The sequence below is a fragment of the Rhodoferax sp. ZS1R8 genome, assembly GCF_056521325.1.
Genome location: NZ_JBWMBA010000001.1, coordinates 1158032 through 1175941, shown reverse-complemented (window position 1 = coordinate 1175941; position 17910 = coordinate 1158032). Strand labels below are relative to the sequence as shown.

The window sequence follows — 17910 nt, the reverse complement described above, 5'->3', positions numbered from 1 at the left end:
TGGTCAAGGCGCAATAACGCACATACCGTCAGCGCGAGTGTTCAGCTCCGCGGCGGTGCTGGGTCTGGCGCAGCGCCAACTGCTTGGCGTGGATGCTGCGCTGTGGCTCCTGCGGACGGGGCAGCACATTGCGCAGACACTCTGGGCGCGCATGGGCGCCGCTGCGCTGGTAGTCGGCCAGCAGCATCTGGCGCGCCGCGTCCGCAGACAGTCCACGCTGCGTGCTCAGATAGTCAAACAGGGCGTCCACCAGAGCCTCTGGCGTCAGTCCATGGGTCTTGTGCGTGGTCTGCCACAGCCAGTCGCTCCACGCGGCAAATGCTGCAAACGCGGAGTCACCCTGCAGCAGCACGTCCAGCGTCTGCTGGAAGCGCCCGGAGTTGGCGACCAGATCCCAATAGCGCGCCAGGCGAATAAACCGTTGGATAGATGCCGCATCCAGCACCGCAGTCTGCAGCACGGCATAGGGCGGCTCTGTGGCGTAAACCATGCCATGCTCCAGCGTGTGGCGCGCAATGGGCGTGCCGCGCAGGCGCTTGAGCAAGCCAAGCTGGATCTCGTGCGGACGCAGCGCGTGCAGGCGGTCGAAACCCTCTGCAAAGCTCTCCCAGGTCTCGCCGGGCAGGCCAAAGATCAGGTCGGTGTGCAGGTGGGCGGGAGACTGCTGCACCAGCCACCGCAGATTGGCCTCGGTCTTGGCATTGTCTTGCCGGCGCGATATGCGCTTTTGCACCTCGGTGTTGAAGCTTTGAATGCCGACCTCCAGTTGCAACACGCCCGGCGGGAACTGTGCCATCAACACTTTCAGGCGGTCTGGCAAATGGTCGGGGATGACCTCGAAATGCACAAACAAGTCGTCGCACATGCGGTCCAGAAAAAATTGCAGGATGCGCGCCGAGGCGTCGATCTTCAAATTGAAAGTGCGGTCCACAAACTTGAAGTTGCGCGCTCCGCGTTGGAACAGCACGTCCATCTCGGCCAAAAATACATCCAGGTCAAAGGCGATGGCGGTCTTGTCCAGCGAACTCAAACAAAACTCGCACTTGAACGGGCAACCGCGCGAAGCCTCTACGTACAGCAGCCGATGCGCAAGGTCGGCATCGGTGTAATGTGCGTACGGTAGCGCAATGGCGTCCAGCTCCGGTTGCTCGCCGGCAATGATCTTCATCAGCGGTTGCGGGCCGTGCAAGAGGGCGCGGCACAGTTTGGGAAAGCTGGTGTCGCCCCAACCAGTGATGACGTGGTCGGACAGCTGCACGATTTCTTGCTCGGCCCACTCATGGCTGACCTCGGGGCCGCCCAGCACGATCTTGACGTCGGGCCGCGCAGCCTTCAGCAAACGCACCAGTGCCGTGGTTTCGGTCACGTTCCAGATATACACGCCAAAACCGATGACGCGGGGGTGCAGGGCCAATAGCGCGTCCACCAGTTCCTGGGGCTTGCGTGCGATCGTGAATTCGCGCAGTGCGGTCGACCCGGTCAGATCGCCCATATTCGCCAATAGATACCGCAGGCCCAAAGAGGCGTGGATGTACTTGGCGTTCAGCGTGCAAAGCACGATGGCAGCAGAGGTGCCCATACGTCAATTATCCAACGAAGGGCCACCATGCACGCTGCTGCATCCGCATAGCGTTCCAGGTCGCAGTGGGGATTGCCTTCACCGGTCCAGCAGCGTGGTTTCCAGAAACCGCACGGTGGCGTAAAACTCGAAGTCTGCATTGGCTTTGCGTCTGAAACCATGGCCCTCGTTGTCGGCCAGCAGGTACCAGACTGGTACACCGTTCTTGCGCACCGCGGCCACCATTTGCTGCGCCTCGGTATACGGCACGCGGGGGTCGTTCTTCCCCTGCACCACGAACAAAGGTACGGTAATAGAGGCAGCATTGTTCAATGGAGCAATCTTCTCGTGGAATTCGCGCATGGCCGGGTCACGCTCGTCGCCATACTCAACACGGCGCAGATCCCGCCGGTAGCTTTCGGTATTGTTTAGAAAGGTCACGAAGTGGCTGATACCCACAACGTCTATCGCGCTGCGTATCAACGGACTGTAGTCCACTGCGGTGGCCAGGCTCATGTAGCCACCGTAGCTGCCACCCGTGACAGCAATGCGCTTGCCGTCCAAACGCGGGTGCTGGCCGGCCCACGCCAAGAATGCACCTCCGTCCTTGACGGAGTCCTTGCGTTTGAAGCCGTTGTCCATATCCAGGTAAGTCTTGCCGTACCCCATCGAACCACGCACATTGGGCAGCAACACGGCGATGCCAAGCTCATTCAGGTAGTAGTTGTAGCGCCCCATAAAGCGCACCGTAGACTGCCCTTCGGGGCCACCGTGGAAGCTGACCAGCACGGGCCGCTTGCCGGGGAATTTGGTTGCATCGGGCAGGAACAACCACCCGCTAACCGCCAAGCCGTCAAAGCTCTTGATCTGGACCAGCTCAGGGCTGACAAAGGTTTCGGGCTTGACGCCAGGCGCCGCACCGGCCACGGTCCAGCGTTCGGTCTTGCCCGTGGCTACATCCAGCGTGTAGACATCGCCTGGGCTTTGCGGCGAATTCAAAGAATACGCCAGTGTGGTGCGCTGTACATCGTGCCACTCACCGCCACCAATCGCTCCAGCGTCGACCTTGGGGCGCGCCAGTTCCTTCCCGGTGGTCGCATCGAACAGATGCATCTCGTCCCGCCCATTGTTGTTGGCCACGGCCACCAAGCGCTTGCCATCGGCGGACAGCGTAAAGCTTTCAATGTCCCACGGGATATGGCGCGACAGCACGGTCAAAGATTTGTCGCGCAGGTCAAAGACTGCCAACTCAGAGAACTCGGCGCCCTGGTTGGTCGTGAGGAATAGGCGTTGTTTGTCCGGGCTCCATTCAAAGCCGGTGTAGCCGGCAGCGGGTGCTCCGTCCTTGGGCAAGATTTTTTCGCGCGCGCCGGTCTTGGCGTCGATCAGATACACATCAGAATCGTTGGGCGTGCGGTACTGCTGCGCTGCGATGGTGTGGTCGTCCGGACTGAAGCGAAAGCTGCCCCAGCCCCCGCCTGGCAACTCCGCGAGCCGCGTCTTGGTCTCGGGCTTTAACGGATTGACCAAGGTTAAAACCGTGGCAACTTGGGTGCGCGAGCCACCTTGCGCCGTTTTATCCAGCGGGACGGCTGCAATCAACAGCTGATCGCCAGAATGCGTCCAGGTGTAGCCGCTGCGCTCGTCGGGGTTGGATAGCAGTGTCGACTGGCGCGTAGCCAAGTCCATATGAAACACCTGGGTGGCTTCGTTGCCCCCGGTGTCGCGGGTGTAGACGAGGTACTTGCCGTGTCGCGGCGCAAAGGCGGCGGCAGACACGCTATCGGGAAAATCGGTCAGCTTCTCCAGCTTGCCGCCGGGCGCCTTCAACCAATAGACCTGGGCAATGTTGGCGCCAGCTTCACGGTGGCGAACCAGCATAGAACGCTCCACCGGATGCCAGCCGACAAAACTGTTGCCACGAAACTCGGTGTACTGCGCGACCTTGTCGGCAATGGCTTGCGGAATGGCGGGTATGCCGTCGACTAAAAGGTTGGAATTGGGGGTGACCACATCCTGCGCACAGGCTGTGCCAAGGCTGAGCGCGATGCATGCGCCCACAAATATTTGTTTCACGCTGACGGTCCTTATGGTTACTTGGGTGGCGTAAAACCTAGGAACCACTCGACGCCTTGTGGGCGTTCGGGGGTGCCAAGGAGGGGTCTTGAACCGCCTATTAAACCAAACTTCCACGCGCCCGCGCCACCGCCCGCACCGCCAAAACGTCTGATCATCACAGTTTGCGACCACTGGTCACAAAGCTGGTGCGCGGCGCAGCAGGCATCTTTACAGTTCGCTTCAACGCAACAAGGAGCCCAACATGACCACACGTACCGTATCCAAAATCCTCGGCCTGACACTGGGCACCGCCCTGTCCGTCACCTGGCTGAGCACTATCCTCGTGAGCATGCAAAGCGCCTCCGCGCCAGCCATACGCACCATCGAATTGCCTACCGTCGTGGTGGTTGGGCACAAGTCCGCCGCCGTGAACGCCACCGCGCTGCTGGGCCAGGCGCTGGTGCGCAAGTCCTGAGCATTGTTTCGTCAGAACCTGCGCTACTGTGCACCCCAGCGCGCACCGTTGACGCCATAATCGCGAGCTTGCGCACCCAAACTCTGCAGCCTGCAGGTGCCGCGCCACCCCCAAAATTTTCGTCAGTTTTTCCCACACGGAGAGTTCTCTATGCTGCGTCCCCTTCTCATCGTCACCGCGCTGGCCATAAGCCTGACGGCATGCGACAAGTTCCCTGGCAAAGGCGACAAGAAAGACGCCGCGGCTGCGCCCGCCAAACTGGCGATCGCGCCGGAAGACATACTCACCATCCGGCTAAACGCGCTGGCGTCCGGCCCTGTGGTGACCGGCTCCATACAGCCCGAGCGCAAAGCCGATTTGCGGGCCGAAGTATCCGCTGTGGTCATGCAGGTGCTGAAGGAGAACGGCGACGTGGTGCGCAAGGGCGATGTGCTGGCGCGGCTGGACCAGACCTCCATACAAGACAACCTGCGCTCTGCGGAAGACAACACGCGCAACGCCGTGCAGTCGCTGGACCAGGCCGAGCGCAATCTGCAACGCCTAAAGACCTTGCGTGCATCGGGCATGACATCCCTGCAGGCACTGGACGATGCCGAGGTGCGCCGCAACGGCGCGCAAAGTGAGCTGTCAGCATCCAAGGCCCGCGCCGTGCTGGCCCACCAGCAACTGGAGCGCACCATCGTGCGGGCACCGTTTGACGGGGTGGTCAGCGACCGCAAAGTGTCAGCGGGCGACACCGCGTCCATCGGCAAGGAATTGCTCAAGGTGATCGACCCCACCAGCATGCGCTTTGCCGGCCGCGTGTCGGCTGACAAGATCAGCCAGGTCAGCGTAGGCCAGGCAGTGAGCTTTCGCATCAATGGCTATGCCGGCCAGGAGTTTCGCGGCAAGGTAACACGCTTAGACCCCAGCGCCAATGACGTCACCCGCCAAGTCGAAGTGTTGGTCAGCTTCAGCGATGCCACGCAGCCCAAGGTGGCTGGCCTGTATGCCGAAGGCACGATAGAGTCCAGCACGGTGCAAGCCTTGACATTGCCTGAATCGGTACTGGTCAAAGCCGGCGACAAGGCCTCGGTCTGGCGGGTCAAGAACAACACGTTGAGCCAGGTGCCCTTGCAAATTGGCGCCCGCGATCCCCGCACCGGCAATGTTGAAATCCGCAGCGGCCTGGCGGAAGGCGACACCATTCTGCGCAATCCCAGCTCCAGCTTCAAGGATGGCCAGACCGCCGAACTGGTGACCGTCAAGCCACCCACGGCGGCTGCCTCGGCCCCATCTTCGACCGCCAAAGGAACATAAATGTTTCTCTCCGACTTCAGTATCAAGCGCCCCACGGCGACCATCGTATTGATCATCGCGCTGATGGCCCTGGGGCTACTGGCGCTGAGCAAGCTGCGGGTCAACCAGAACCCGGATGTAGAGGTGCCCGGCATCCAGGTCTTCATCGCCTACCCCGGCGCGTCGCCGGATTCCGTAGAGCGCGAAATCGTCAACCGCATCGAAAAATCGCTGCAGAGCGTGCCCGGCGCGACCGACGTTTACTCCACCAGCAGCGAAGGCAATGCGAGCTTCTGGATCGAGTTCTCGTTTAAGAAGAACATGATCGAAGCGGCCGACGATGTACGCACCGTGATATCGAGCGTGCGCTACAAGCTGCCCACCGAGATGCGCGAACCTATCGTCCGCCATTTTGACCCTTCCGCCCAGCCCATCATGAACATGGCGCTGTCCAGCAGCAAGCAAACCCACGCCGAGATTTCGCGCCTGGCTGAAGATGTGCTGGCTGACAAGCTGCGCGCCATTCCCGGGGTAGCCACCGTATCCGTCAACGGCTCGCTGAAACGCGAGCTGTCGGTGCTATTACGTGCCGAGAAGCTGCGCGAGTACAACGTGTCGGTGGGGGACGTGGTGTCGGCCCTGCGCGCCCAGAACACCAATGCGCCGGTGGGCAAGGTACGCGGTACGCTGGACGAGGAAAGCATCCGTTTGGTGGGCCGCATTGAATCGCCCGAAGAGTTCCAGAACATCGTGGTCAAGCGCATGGGCGGCCAGGTCGTGCGCCTGGCGCAGGTGGCCACAATCAAGGACAGCTTTGCCGACATCGATTCCCTGAGCATCCGCAGCGCCAAGCCCAATGTCGGCGTTTTGGTGACCCGATCACGCGATGCCAGTACGGTCAGTGTGGCCGGCGCCATCCGCAAGCTGGTGAAGGAAATCAACACCGATCTGGACAAGGATCTGCCCGGCACCAAGCTGGAAATCACACGCGACGGCGGCGTGGACGCGCAGCGCAGCCTGAACAACGTCATCGAATCGCTGATGCTGGGCGCGGTACTGACCATTTTTGTCGTGTACGCCTTCCTGAACTCGTGGCGCTCCACGCTGATCACCGCGTTGAGCTTGCCCACTTCTGTCATAGCCGCGTTCATTGCTGTCTGGCTGTGCGGCTTTACGCTGAACTTCATGACGCTGCTGGGGCTGTCGCTGGCCATCGGCGTGCTGATTGACGATGCCATCGTGGTGCGGGAAAACATCGTGCGCCACATGCAAATGGGCTCAGACCGGCGCACGGCGTCGCTGGAAGGCACGGCCGAAATCGGCTTGGCGGTGGCGGCCACCACCTTCTCCATCATTGCGGTGTTTATACCGGTGGCCTTCATGCCCGGTGTGTCCGGCGAATGGTTTCGCCCGTTTGCACTGACGGTGACCTGCTCGGTGTTGGTCAGCCTGGCGATCTCATTTACGCTGGACCCCATGCTGTCCGCCTACTGGGGCGACCCGGCAGACCACCACACGGCGCCCAAGAAGGGCTTGAGCGCGGTGCTGGCCCGCTTCAACGACTGGTTTGACCACCAGGCCGACCGCTACGGCAACGTTATCGCCTGGGCGCTGCACCACCGCCGCTGGATGACCGCGATCGCGGTGCTGAGCTTGGTCGGTGCGGTCGCATTGCAGGTGACCGTTGGCGGCAGCAGCTTCCTACCCACGTCAGACTCGGGCAACCTGATGATCGAGGTGCGCACACCGGCGTCATCGTCGGTGGAGTATGCGCGGCTGAAGATGGAACGTGCCGCCGAAGTGGCCCGCACCATTGCCGAGACCAAGGACACGAACAGCAACATCACGGCCAGCGGTGGTCGTATCTATGTGGACATTGGCAAACGCAATACCCGCAAGCGTGGTGCAAAGGAAATCGCTGTCGAGCTGCGCGAGAAAATCCGCACACTGGTTGGTGCCGAATACACGGTGATGGACGACCTGAACAACGGTGCCCGCAAGCCGGTGCAGATCGACTTCACAGGCCCCGACTCGCGCAAGCTGCTGGAGATCACCAGCGCCTACATGGACAAGTTGCGCCTGGTACCTGGCGCGGTCGATGTGGGCTTGTCGCAGCAAGACCCGAAGAAAGAGTTGAAGATTGAACTGAACCGTGGGCTGGCCAACTCTATGGGTATCTCGGCCAACGATGCGGCCCAGGCCCTGCGCGTGGCGTTTGCCGGCATCGAGGTTGGCGACTGGGTCGACCCCACCGGCGAGACCCGCGACGTGGCGGTGCGCCTGCACCCGGACGACCGTGTCAGCAAGGAAAACATCGAACGCCTGCCGATCGCGGTGTCTGGCACCAACATGATGGTGCCGCTGGACCAGATCGCCACCGTCAGCATGGGCAAGGGCCCGTCCGGTATCGAGCATGCGAATGGCAAGCGCAATATCACCGTGTCGGCCAACGTGCAGGGCCGCTCCAACGGCGAGGTGACCGACGACGCGCTGAAGCTGGCCAAATCTTTTGACTACCCGCCGGGCTATGGCCTTTCGCTGGGCGGCGCAGGTCAAAGCCAGAAGGAGCTGTTCACCGAGATGCTGATTGCGCTGCTGTCGGGCATCGGCTTGATGTACCTGATCCTGGTGATGCAGTTTGGCTCGTTCACCGCGCCGCTGGCCGTGATGCTGTCGCTGCCGCTGTCGCTGATCGGCGTGGTGCTGGCGCTGCTGATCACCCGTAGCACGCTGAATCTGATGAGCTTTATCGGCATCATCATGCTGATGGGCCTCGTGGCCAAGAACGCCATCTTGCTGCTGGACGCCGCCCGCAAACGCGAGGCTGAGGGTATTGACCGCGAGCAGGCGTTGATGGACGCTGGACGCGTGCGCCTGCGCCCGATCCTGATGACGACCTTCGCATTGATCGCCGGCATGCTGCCGGTTGCCATTGGTCTGGGTGAAGGCGGCGAGTTTTACCAACCGCTGGCGGTGGCCATCATCGGGGGCACCATCACCTCCACGCTGTTGACGCTGCTGGTCGTGCCCACGTTCTACGACAGCATCGAGATCAAGCGGGACCACATGGTGGCCAAGTTCAACGCCCGGGCGGCACGCTGGAATGGCTTCTGGGCTTTTGTGCTGACGTTTGGCGAGGCCATTGCCTTTGTAACGATGCTGCGCTTTACGTACCGCATGCTGCGCCTGGCCTATACCCGCTTCACCGGCGGCAAACGAGGCACTATCGGCCCCGCGGCCCAGGCCTTGTAGGGCAAAAGCAGAACAGGGTGCACGCGATGTGCACCCTGTTCCGTCGAAAATTCATAAGCTCAATCGGCCGCTAGCCCTCGTGGGACAAGCGTAAGCAGCTACTAAATTTGTAGCACTCTCCAGGTCTTAGGCCCGCGCGTCGCTCCAGCGCAGCTTGCAGTTGTCGTCTCCACGGTAGACGGTGCCGCCCTTGTTGTCCACGCAGTAGTCCGGCGACACTATCATTTCCGCGAACGCCATGCCCTGGCCGATGCGGGTGTAGTCGAACAGCGCACAGCGTGTGACTGAGGCGCCAGCGCGGATGTGGCTGCCATGGCCGATCCATGCGGGGCCGACGATGCGCGCGCCGGGTTCGATCTTGACGCTGGAGCCAATATAAACCGGGCCTTCAATCTCGACGTGGTCCCAGTCGATGCGGGTATTGAGCCCCACCCACACGCCAGGGCGTACCTCGCGGCCGGGCATGTTCATGTGGGCTACCTCGCCGCGCAGGACACGTTGCAGAACGGACCAGTAGTCACTGACCCGGCCGATGTCGATCCAGTTGAAAAACCGGTTCTGCACGAAGAAGGGAAATTGCTGCTCCACCAGCATGGGGAAGAGCTGCGAGCCAATGTCAAAATTCTGTGCCTCGGGGATCAGATCCACGACGCAGGGCTCAAACAGATAGATGCCGGTGCTGGCCAGCGTGGACTTGGCCTCTTCAGGACGCGGTTTTTCTTGGAACGATTGCACCCGTCCGTTGGCGTCAGACACCACCATTCCGTAATAGGGAACTTGGTCGCGCGGCACCTCGAGTGCCACCACACTGGCCATGGCGCCCTTCTCCTTGTGCTCGCGCACGGCAGCGCCAATGTCCAGGTCAATCAGCGCGTCGCCGCACAACACCAATGTAGTCTCGTCAAAGAAGCCCGAGAAGTCCTGGATATGGCGCATACCGCCAGCGGAGCCGCGGGGGCGCGGCAGGATGTCACCGTGGTCCAGCACGCCTTCGTATGAATAGCCGATCTCCACACCCCAGCGGCTACCGTCGCCAAAATAGTGTTCGATCTTGCGGTGGTGGTAGGCCACATTAACCATGATCTCGCGCACGCCGTGGCGCGCCATGTGTTCGATCAGGTACTCCATCACCGGCTTGCCCAGGATGGGCACCATCGGTTTGGGTAGGTCTTTGGTCAGAGGGCGCACCCGGGTGCCCTGCCCTGCGGCCAGAATCATGCCTTTTGTCAAACTTCGCTCCCTGCAATTGAAGAGGGCTCTTGCGCAGCCCCCTGAGGGCAGCGAGTTTACCGCTGGCACATGACCGTTTGCCCTTTAAGTTGTGACACTATGTTGCAGTGCACAACCGTTGCGCGGCTCAGTGCGCGTCGGGATAACCTTGGGGGTTGTTGCTCTGCCAGTGCCAGGTGTCCGCACACATGGTCTGCAGATCGCGGCTCACCTGCCAGCCCAGCAGCTGCTTGGCGGCATCTGCACTTGCATGAAAGCCCGCCAGGTCGCCAGCCCTGCGCGGCTTCACTTGGTAGGGCACTGCCCTGCCGCTGGCGGCTTCAAAGGCGCGCACCAGTTCCAGCACACTGTAGCCAATGCCGGCACCGAGGTTGAAAGCACGGCACAGGCCGCCTTTGCTGCCCGCCATCCACTGCAGGGCTTTCACATGACCTTCGGCCAAATCGGTTACGTGGATGTAATCGCGCACACCAGTGCCGTCTGGCGTGTCGTAGTCGTCACCAAAGACGCTGAGAAACTCGCGTCGGCCTACGGCAACCTGGGCCACAAAGGGCATCAAGTTATTCGGTACACCCTGCGGGTCTTCGCCGATCATGCCGCTGGCGTGGGCTCCGACCGGGTTGAAGTAGCGCAGTATCGAAAACTGCCAGCTGGCATCGCTGGCATAGGCGTCGCGCAGTATGTCTTCCACCATCAGCTTGGTGCGGCCGTAGGGATTGGTCGGAGCAAAAGGGTGTTCTTCGGTGTACGGCAGGAACTGCGGGGCACCATACACCGTGGCGGACGAACTGAAGACCAGGGTCTTGACGCCACAGGCCTGCATGGCCTCCAGCAAACGCAGGGTGCCCACGACGTTGTTGTCGTAGTAGGCCAGCGGCTTTTCGCCAGACTCGCCAACCGCCTTCAGGCCGGCAAAGTGGATGACGGCTTCGGCGCCGCTGCTGCGCAGTGCAGCCTCCAGTACCGCGCGGTCCCGCACGTCGCCCTGTACGCGGGCAACCGTTTTGCCAGTGATGCGCTCCACCCGGTTCAATGCTTCGGGCTTGCTGTTGCAGTAGTTGTCCACGACGGTGACCGTGTAGCCAGCGTTGAGCAGCTCCACGCAGGTGTGACTGCCGATGTATCCGGCGCCGCCGGTGACCAAGATGCTTTTCTTCATATTCTTACTGCGCCGCGCCGCCCCTATTCAACCACTACGTCCTTGACCAAAATATCTGCCGCGCCACTGGGCGATTCCAGGCGCAACACGGACAGACCAGCAGGCAGGCTCACTGCCACTTTCGAACCTGGTGCCCCGCTGTCACTGCCGTTGACACCGATGCCGATGGTGCCACGGTTGATGCCGTTGACATGCACAGCCACAGACCCTGAGACCTTCCCTTCTGTGTTGAGCGAAATACGGTAAATGCCCGCCGTGGCGACCCGCAGAGGCAGCAAAATATACTGGTTGCTGCCCGGCCGCATACGGTACACGGTGCCACTCAATATGCCGGCAGCCGTATCAGCACCAATAGCCTGGGATGTGGGATCCTTCAGATATATCGTTGCAGGCACCAGCTTGCCCAGCGTAGGAGCGGGTTTGGCTTTTGCATTGATGGCGTCGATCACCTGCATTTTGATCGAATTGGTGTCCGACGCGGTTTGCTGCGACAACTCGTTGGTAAAACTCCAGGGGGCAGAACTGCTGTACACGTAGTACACCATTTCGTCGCCGCCGACCTGGTCCCAGATGTCCTGCGCGGACAACATACGAGTCTTCATGCGCGGGTCGTTGTTAAAGACCGGAGCTACTCCGCCCGCAGTCGTCCCACCAACGGAGGTGCCCCCTGGGCCAGGCCCGCCCTCATAGGCTACATACTTAATACCGTAGCCGTGGGTCCAAGTGGAGTCGATGGCAGAGACGCTCCCGAACGTCGGTGTGGGCAGAGTTGTGAAGTAGGAATCCAGCGTAGCCACAGACGCGTCCCCGGGATGGACGGCAGCGTCGTAATAGGCCGCACCTCCACCGCCATACCAGATGTCGCTTGGCTTGCGGACTTCAGCGTTCAACGCCCCGGCGGTGCGGATTTCACCATAGAACGCCTGCGCCCATGCCAAGCCGGTGGACAGATAGCTATTGGCATTACCAGACTGGCTTGCCAATATAGGGCGCACGGTGGCCATCATGGCGCCATCGCCAAACACGTCGCGGAATGTGAGGCTGATGGCCGATGACCGGTAGGCGACCCAACGTCGCAGCGCCAGGTATTGGTCGGTCTGGAGACCGTCGAAAGCAATGGGATGGTTCGCATCAAGCCTGTTCGCGTTTGTCAGCGCCAGGGCCCAGCCAAAGCCCTTGAAACCCGGTCCAGAGTTCCACACTTCGTTGCCGTATTCAACATAGACCCGCAGCCCGGGCTTAAGTGGTGCATAGGTTGGATTGGCATGCGCACTGGCGTAAGGCATATTGCCGTCACTGCCATATTTGACCAGCTGCGCAAGTTTGCGGATGTAGTCATCGTCCGCGCGTGCCGGTACATTCAGCCATACATCCCGGTTGGTTGCATTGGCCAATGCAATCAGCAGCTCCCAGCTTTGCCCGTTGTCACCGGTGTAGCCAAAGAAGTTGGGCCGGGTACGCTCGGACCAGCTTCTTTGTGGATTGGTGTTGGCGCTGACAAAGTCCATGCCGCGGATCAGCTTGAACTTGCGCATCGCGGTCACAAATTCTGTTGTGAACACTGCCGACCCATCCGTCGCGTACCCTGGACGCCACAGCCGGATGCGGCCAACCCCGTCCCCCTTGGGAGATGTTGCGTTTCGGAAAGTATCCCTGAACACCAGCCAGACATTGCCGGTAGCATCACTACCCAGAACAATGTCCGCCCTGGTGGTATTGGTTGCGGCATCGTAGGCCGCGTTGTTCACAGTGCCAGCGCCCCCTCCGACAGTCACCGTGGCCCGTCCAGAGAACACCAGCTTGTAAGTACCGGACGCGATTTTGGTGGACGAGAAAATCAGTTGAAAGTCTTTACCCGGGTCCCCATTTGCGTCGGCTGACACGTCATACGACCAATCCAGACCGCGCAATTGCGATTGCCGGCCCACATCCGCCATCGCAAAGCTGCGGTCGTAATAACTCAGTGCTCCAATGCCTATGCCGACACGTTGCACCGACGGTGCGGTCAATGGCGAGAGATCGGTTTGCTCGGGCATGTTGGTCGGCTCGGACCCGATCGCCTGTGGGGGTACGGGGGATTGCGCGGGCCCTGCGCCGCCCCCGCCACCACAGGCAGCCATCCATACGCTCAACAGCGCGCTCAATCCAAACAGCCTGACTCTGTGTGTATCCATAGGTCTTCTCATCGCTGTCACGGTCATTACTTCGTTCTCCATCTAGTGTTGTGTGCCACGCATGAACAGCCAATTTGTCTGTAGTGTGTTGTCCAGCGGTATGGTGTAAATGCCATCGCGGTAGGCCATGGCGACATCCTTGAATTGCTGCTGCATATCCCGTTTGCTCAATGTGAGGCCCTTGGGGGCACGGATTCGGATTTCGCCCTCCAGCGGCTCCACGCTGAAAGGCAGTTGGTTTTTGCCACGCGGCACTGCACGGCTGCCCAGCGAAATCAAAAGGTTTTTCGACTGCGCGATGCCAACACCGTCCAGGCTCTGTACAGCCACCGTGGCATTGCGTGTACGGGTCTTGATGGTGACGTCCTTGAGTGTGATGACCTCGCCACCCAGCCAGCCCATGGCGGCTTGGGTGCGCGGCGTGTTGATCACATACGTGCCCTTGCCCCAGTTGTGGGTGATCTCACCGGTATCGGTGGTTGCCTCGGTAGCACCCGGCTGCAAAACCGACGCAGCCGGATCGCGCAGTACCGTGGCGCCAGGCACGGGCGCGGCTTTGACGAGCCATGGCAGTGCCGGGCTTTGCGGCATGGCTACTTGCAATTTTCCTAGCTGCGTTGCCGTTCGCAGCACAGCGGCATTGGTCGGCGACAGGGCTTGGTTGAACAGCATTTCAGCACCCGGCTCGAAAACATAGGTGGTGGTCGCCTCGTGCACATGGCCCTGCCGGTACATCAGCGCTGCGGCTGGCAATGTGGCCAATAGAGACGGGTCGTTGTGCGCATGCCAGTTGGACGCGCTACCCGGTCCGGTAGAGGCCTCCTGGGTGTAGGCGTATTGCAGCATCGCGTCCCAACCCTGATGGCTTGCGGCGCCGGCCACAAACAATGGCAGGGTGTGCCGGTCGGGCGTGGGGAACGGCTCCGCATTCCACTCGCTGACGGTCAGGGGCTTGCCCACCACATGACCGGCGGCCATCCAATGCACGAGGTTGGGTGTGGTCAACGGGTTCTTGTCCAACTGCCCTTGTCCCCCATAGGCGTGCACATCGATAACATCCCCCACGGTTAAAGCAGGCAGTGAGCTGAGGGGATTGCCGCCCCAGGTGCTGGTGCTGGCGACGGGCACCTGCACACCCAGGCTGCGCAAGTGGGCTATGGCCTCGGCATTCACACTGCGTTCAAGGTCGTTCAAAAAAAGTTTGGACGGCCCGTATTCCCACGAGCGCCAAACCTTGTCCTTCGGTAAATCGCGGCTGCGGGCAAAGTTGTCGGCCTCCGCCGTATAGAGCCGGTTATGACCAGGAACCTGCTTGTCGGGCAGCAACGCATTCCCGAAGTGGTTCGTGATGTCGTTTTCATTTGTGACCATCATCGCGGCGATGGCTGGCTCGTCCTTGTGGGCTTTACCGGTGTAGGGATTGACATGCGTGACATAGGCTTCGTTGAACCGCTGCATCGCACTTTGAATACTCGAATTCACGTAGCTGTAGCCCTTCAGATCGGCCACTTCTTTGCCCTTGCGTATTTCGTCAAATCCGTAGATGTTGTCGGCCGGTTTAAATACCCGCTGCACGTGCAAGTCCATCCATGTGTAGATGCCCTCCTCCTTCAGACACTTGATCCACCAGTCCAAGCGGTCCAGCGCGTCGGCGCTCAGGCGCTGCGTGGTCGACGGTGATTTGGAGTCACCAAAGATATTCGGACTGACCCAGGGAGAATCGTGGTGGTGCAAACGCACCAAGTTGAAGCCCAGTGCCGACAAACGCTTGGCTTGCAGACGCACAGCATCTTTCGGAGTGGTGTACAGCGCGTAGGCTGATATGTTGGTACCCCAAAAGCGGGCGGTAGTGCCGTCGGCGAACTGTAGCCTCTCACCTGAGGCTTTCAAGAAGCCGCGCTTGCCGGCAGGCGCCTCGGGCGTGTTCATAAAAGCCAGGTCAACGGGCGCCGTTTTCCAGTCCACGTTATCCACCGGCCACGTCGATGGGTCTGCTAAGCCAAAACGCTCACCGGTGGTGGCGCCCAGGCTGATATCGCCGGAGACTGTGAGCGTCGCAGTGTGGCGGAGTTTTCCGAGCGCAATGGCATCCTTGTAAAAGAAGGCACGCAGCTCGGTTTTCTTGCCCTGCTCAAAGTAGACATTTGCCAAAGGGGGATCAAAGCGCAATTCCATCCGTGCTTTGCCGTCACGACCCCAAGTCCAGCCGCGGTTCTCTGGCAGTAGCGCAGGCTCGCCCATTTCGGCGCCGAAGTTGGTCAGGTCAAATTTGAAAACCATGCCACCACCAACAACGTCTGTCCGCGCAGTATGGGCATCCAGGTTCAGCGTCCAGACCAGCTGCCGTTCTGATTTCCTTTGAATATCGACACTGAGATCTATGTCCAGGGCCTTGGACTTGCCTGCCAGTGCGTACTGAAACGGCGCGGCCGTTTGGAGTCCGCCCCCCGTTTCCAGGCCTGCCCAAGACCATTTGGCGCCCCAAAATGCGAACGAGGGGGTCATTGCAGCCGCCCCTCCCTTGACCAGCTGCGGCAGGCCGGTTTTCTCGTCTACGCTGGCGGTGAACGACGCAGCTGCTTGCGCCCGAACCTGCGTCAACGCCAACAACATAACCACGAGTAGAGATACTGAGAAAAGACGAAGAACAAAGACTTTGCTTTTTATCTGCGCTCGCGTGTTGCGAACATTTGCTGCGATGCTTGTCATGTGGGTACTGGTGGCTTTCTAACTGGGGAACTCGTTCACATCGCTCCCCGTGCTTTAACTTCGGGTGCAGCAAAGGCCGATCAACATTTTTTTAACGTGCGAAATCTCGGCTCTTGACTTGGGTGGGTCTCTACCCAACCTGCTAACTGCGATCGCAAAACGCGCTGCAACGGGCTCTCTCTGGACAGCATCCTCGTAATTTCCATTTACAGACTTCGGACAGAACTAAAAAAATATTGCACGCTCGCTTCCGCGAGCGAGCATGCGCCATTCACGTTGGTGTCTTCCTGGCTGAGGATGTATTTCGTATGCTGCTATCAGTAGGTCACTTGATGCCCGTCATTGACGTTGAGGCCTGGCGCATCAAAATCTTCCTCTCATACTGCCATATCTTCATGGCACTTTATCGACACACCCAGACTTTGGTTGAGGAAGTAACTACCCGCAGAGCACTGTTGATTCTGGCTTAATTAAGTGGTTGACGTTGCCAGAAGAGTGCAACAGAGGTAACGATATGCATAAATTCGGGGGCCGGCTAATGATTGCGCATCCACAGGCCGTAGCAAATGCCCACCGCCACCATGGCGTAGGCACTTACAGTCACTGCCTGGGCTCGCTGCGGCGAGAACCAGCCACCGCGTTGGCGTAACAGACGTCTATCAACCCACCAGTACAGCGCCATGGCGATCACTATATTTGCGACCGCTGAAAGCGCCTGTCGGATGGGCGCATCCCGCATGCCGGGCATCAGGAAGTTGAACGCGAATGCACCAATCCAGTGATTCAGATACAGGGGGTAGGACATGCCTCCGAACAATGCGCCCATACGATGTTGCGGCGCAGGTATTGCCAACAAAAGGACGATTGCAAGGCCAGCAAACGGCGCGATGGCAACGTAGTGCATGCCCCCTACAAAACCTACGACGGAGAGCAGCAGGACGGCACCACCCACCAATCGACCCAGTACCGACAGGTGCACATCGCCGTGCCTGGAGACAACCACGGCAGCCAAAACGCCAAACACGATGGCCGCGTAGGTGTTAGTCAGCCAGGCCAGCACCGCAAGCGCGAACCATAGCACCACCGTACGGCCGAAGTAACGTACCCCAAGCACCAACAGCAGCGGAGCTACAAGATAAAACTGCTCCTCCGCATTGACGCTCCAGAAGTGGCTCAACGTACCTTTTTGGGGCATGGCCTCTCTAAACTGTGCGAGCTGCGGCGTCCCAAACAGGTTGTACACAAATGTCAGCTTGTAGACTACGATTTCGACCCACTTAGCAGTCATGGGTTCGCGCAGCACGCTCAGGCCGAGAAGCAGGGCAGCGGCTAGGTAGTAGGGCACCCATATTCGAATGGCGCGGTTAAAGAAAAACCGCGGCAGATCACTGCGCTCGAGTTTCAACAGCATGCCGCCAATGAGCCAGCCACTCAGTGCAAAGAACACCTGCACCGCAAAATCACCTGCATGCTCCCAAGGCAGCACGCGGTCATGGTGCAGCATGACCGCACACGCGCACGCCGCACGCAACCAGTCAAACCATGGAAAGTAGAGAGCTGACTTCGATCCATGGGCGTTCTGTCCGCCCTCCGCGTTAGAGTGAATATTCATGAGACCAACTTTGCAGGAACGCCCACCGCGGTACACCCTTCGGGTACGTTGCACAAAACTACCGAATTGGCGCCGATGGCCGCATGGTCCCCGATGCTGATACGGCCGAGGAGCTTCGCGCCCGCACCTACGTCAACATGTCCACCAAGCTTGGGGACACCGTCGCCTCTATGCCCGATCGTCACTTGTTGGAATATCAAGCAATTTGGGCCTATGACCGCTGCCGGATGGATGACGATGCCATTGGGGTGCGGCATCAACAGTCCGCCACCGATGGTGCAGTTCAAAGGCACATCAGCTCCCGTCACCACACTCCAAAACCGGTGGCGGAGCACGGCGACCATTTTGATCACCTTGCGCAAGGGGTTGCGCGACCTGCGGTGCCGCTGGTAACTGCGCAGGCTG

The 17910-nt window shown here is 60.1% G+C and carries 10 protein-coding genes; 3 read left to right on the top strand and 7 right to left on the bottom strand.

The genetic code is table 11. The features are described from left to right. Positions 1-28: 28 nt before the first annotated feature. Positions 29-1579 (bottom strand): B12-binding domain-containing radical SAM protein, encoded by a 1551-nt coding sequence (locus AC097P_RS05415; protein WP_479609333.1) that lies wholly within the window; start codon positions 1577-1579, stop codon positions 29-31. 78 nt (positions 1580-1657) lie between these two features. After that, the gene (locus tag AC097P_RS05410; protein WP_479609332.1) at positions 1658-3634 is read right to left on the bottom strand and encodes a S9 family peptidase; all 1977 of its coding nucleotides are present in this window, start codon (positions 3632-3634) and stop codon (positions 1658-1660) included. Between the two features lie 244 nt (positions 3635-3878). Between AC097P_RS05410 and AC097P_RS05405 the strand changes: the two genes are divergently transcribed. The 3 genes from AC097P_RS05405 to AC097P_RS05395 all read left to right on the top strand — a co-directional run bounded on the left by AC097P_RS05405 (position 3879) and on the right by AC097P_RS05395 (position 8621). After that, complete coding sequence (locus AC097P_RS05405; RefSeq protein WP_479609331.1) at positions 3879-4091, top strand: hypothetical protein; 213 nt, start codon at positions 3879-3881, stop codon at positions 4089-4091. Positions 4092-4241: 150 nt separating this feature from the next. Beyond that, on the top strand, positions 4242-5390 hold the full coding sequence (locus AC097P_RS05400) for an efflux RND transporter periplasmic adaptor subunit (protein ID WP_479609330.1): 1149 nt from the start codon (positions 4242-4244) through the stop codon (positions 5388-5390). After that, positions 5391-8621 (top strand): efflux RND transporter permease subunit, encoded by a 3231-nt coding sequence (locus tag AC097P_RS05395; RefSeq protein ID WP_479609329.1) that lies wholly within the window; start codon positions 5391-5393, stop codon positions 8619-8621. A 126-nt stretch (positions 8622-8747) separates the two neighbouring features. On the opposite strand, the gene AC097P_RS05390 is transcribed toward AC097P_RS05395, so the two are convergent. From AC097P_RS05390 to AC097P_RS05370, 5 genes are all read right to left on the bottom strand, one after another. Next, positions 8748-9839 (bottom strand): nucleotidyltransferase family protein, encoded by a 1092-nt coding sequence (locus tag AC097P_RS05390; RefSeq protein WP_479609471.1) that lies wholly within the window; start codon positions 9837-9839, stop codon positions 8748-8750. Positions 9840-9978: 139 nt separating this feature from the next. Beyond that, positions 9979-11010 (bottom strand): UDP-glucose 4-epimerase GalE, encoded by a 1032-nt coding sequence (gene galE / locus AC097P_RS05385; RefSeq protein WP_479609328.1) that lies wholly within the window; start codon positions 11008-11010, stop codon positions 9979-9981. A 23-nt stretch (positions 11011-11033) separates the two neighbouring features. Beyond that, on the bottom strand, positions 11034-13184 hold the full coding sequence (locus AC097P_RS05380; protein WP_479609327.1) for a hypothetical protein: 2151 nt from the start codon (positions 13182-13184) through the stop codon (positions 11034-11036). A 42-nt stretch (positions 13185-13226) separates the two neighbouring features. After that, entirely contained in the window at positions 13227-15797 is a 2571-nt protein-coding gene (locus tag AC097P_RS05375) for a glycoside hydrolase 5 family protein (RefSeq protein ID WP_479609326.1), read from the bottom strand. A 631-nt stretch (positions 15798-16428) separates the two neighbouring features. Further along, positions 16429-17505: an acyltransferase family protein gene (locus AC097P_RS05370; RefSeq protein ID WP_479609325.1), complete on the bottom strand. Its 1077-nt coding sequence runs from the start codon at positions 17503-17505 to the stop codon at positions 16429-16431. Between the last annotated feature and the right edge of the window lie 405 nt (positions 17506-17910).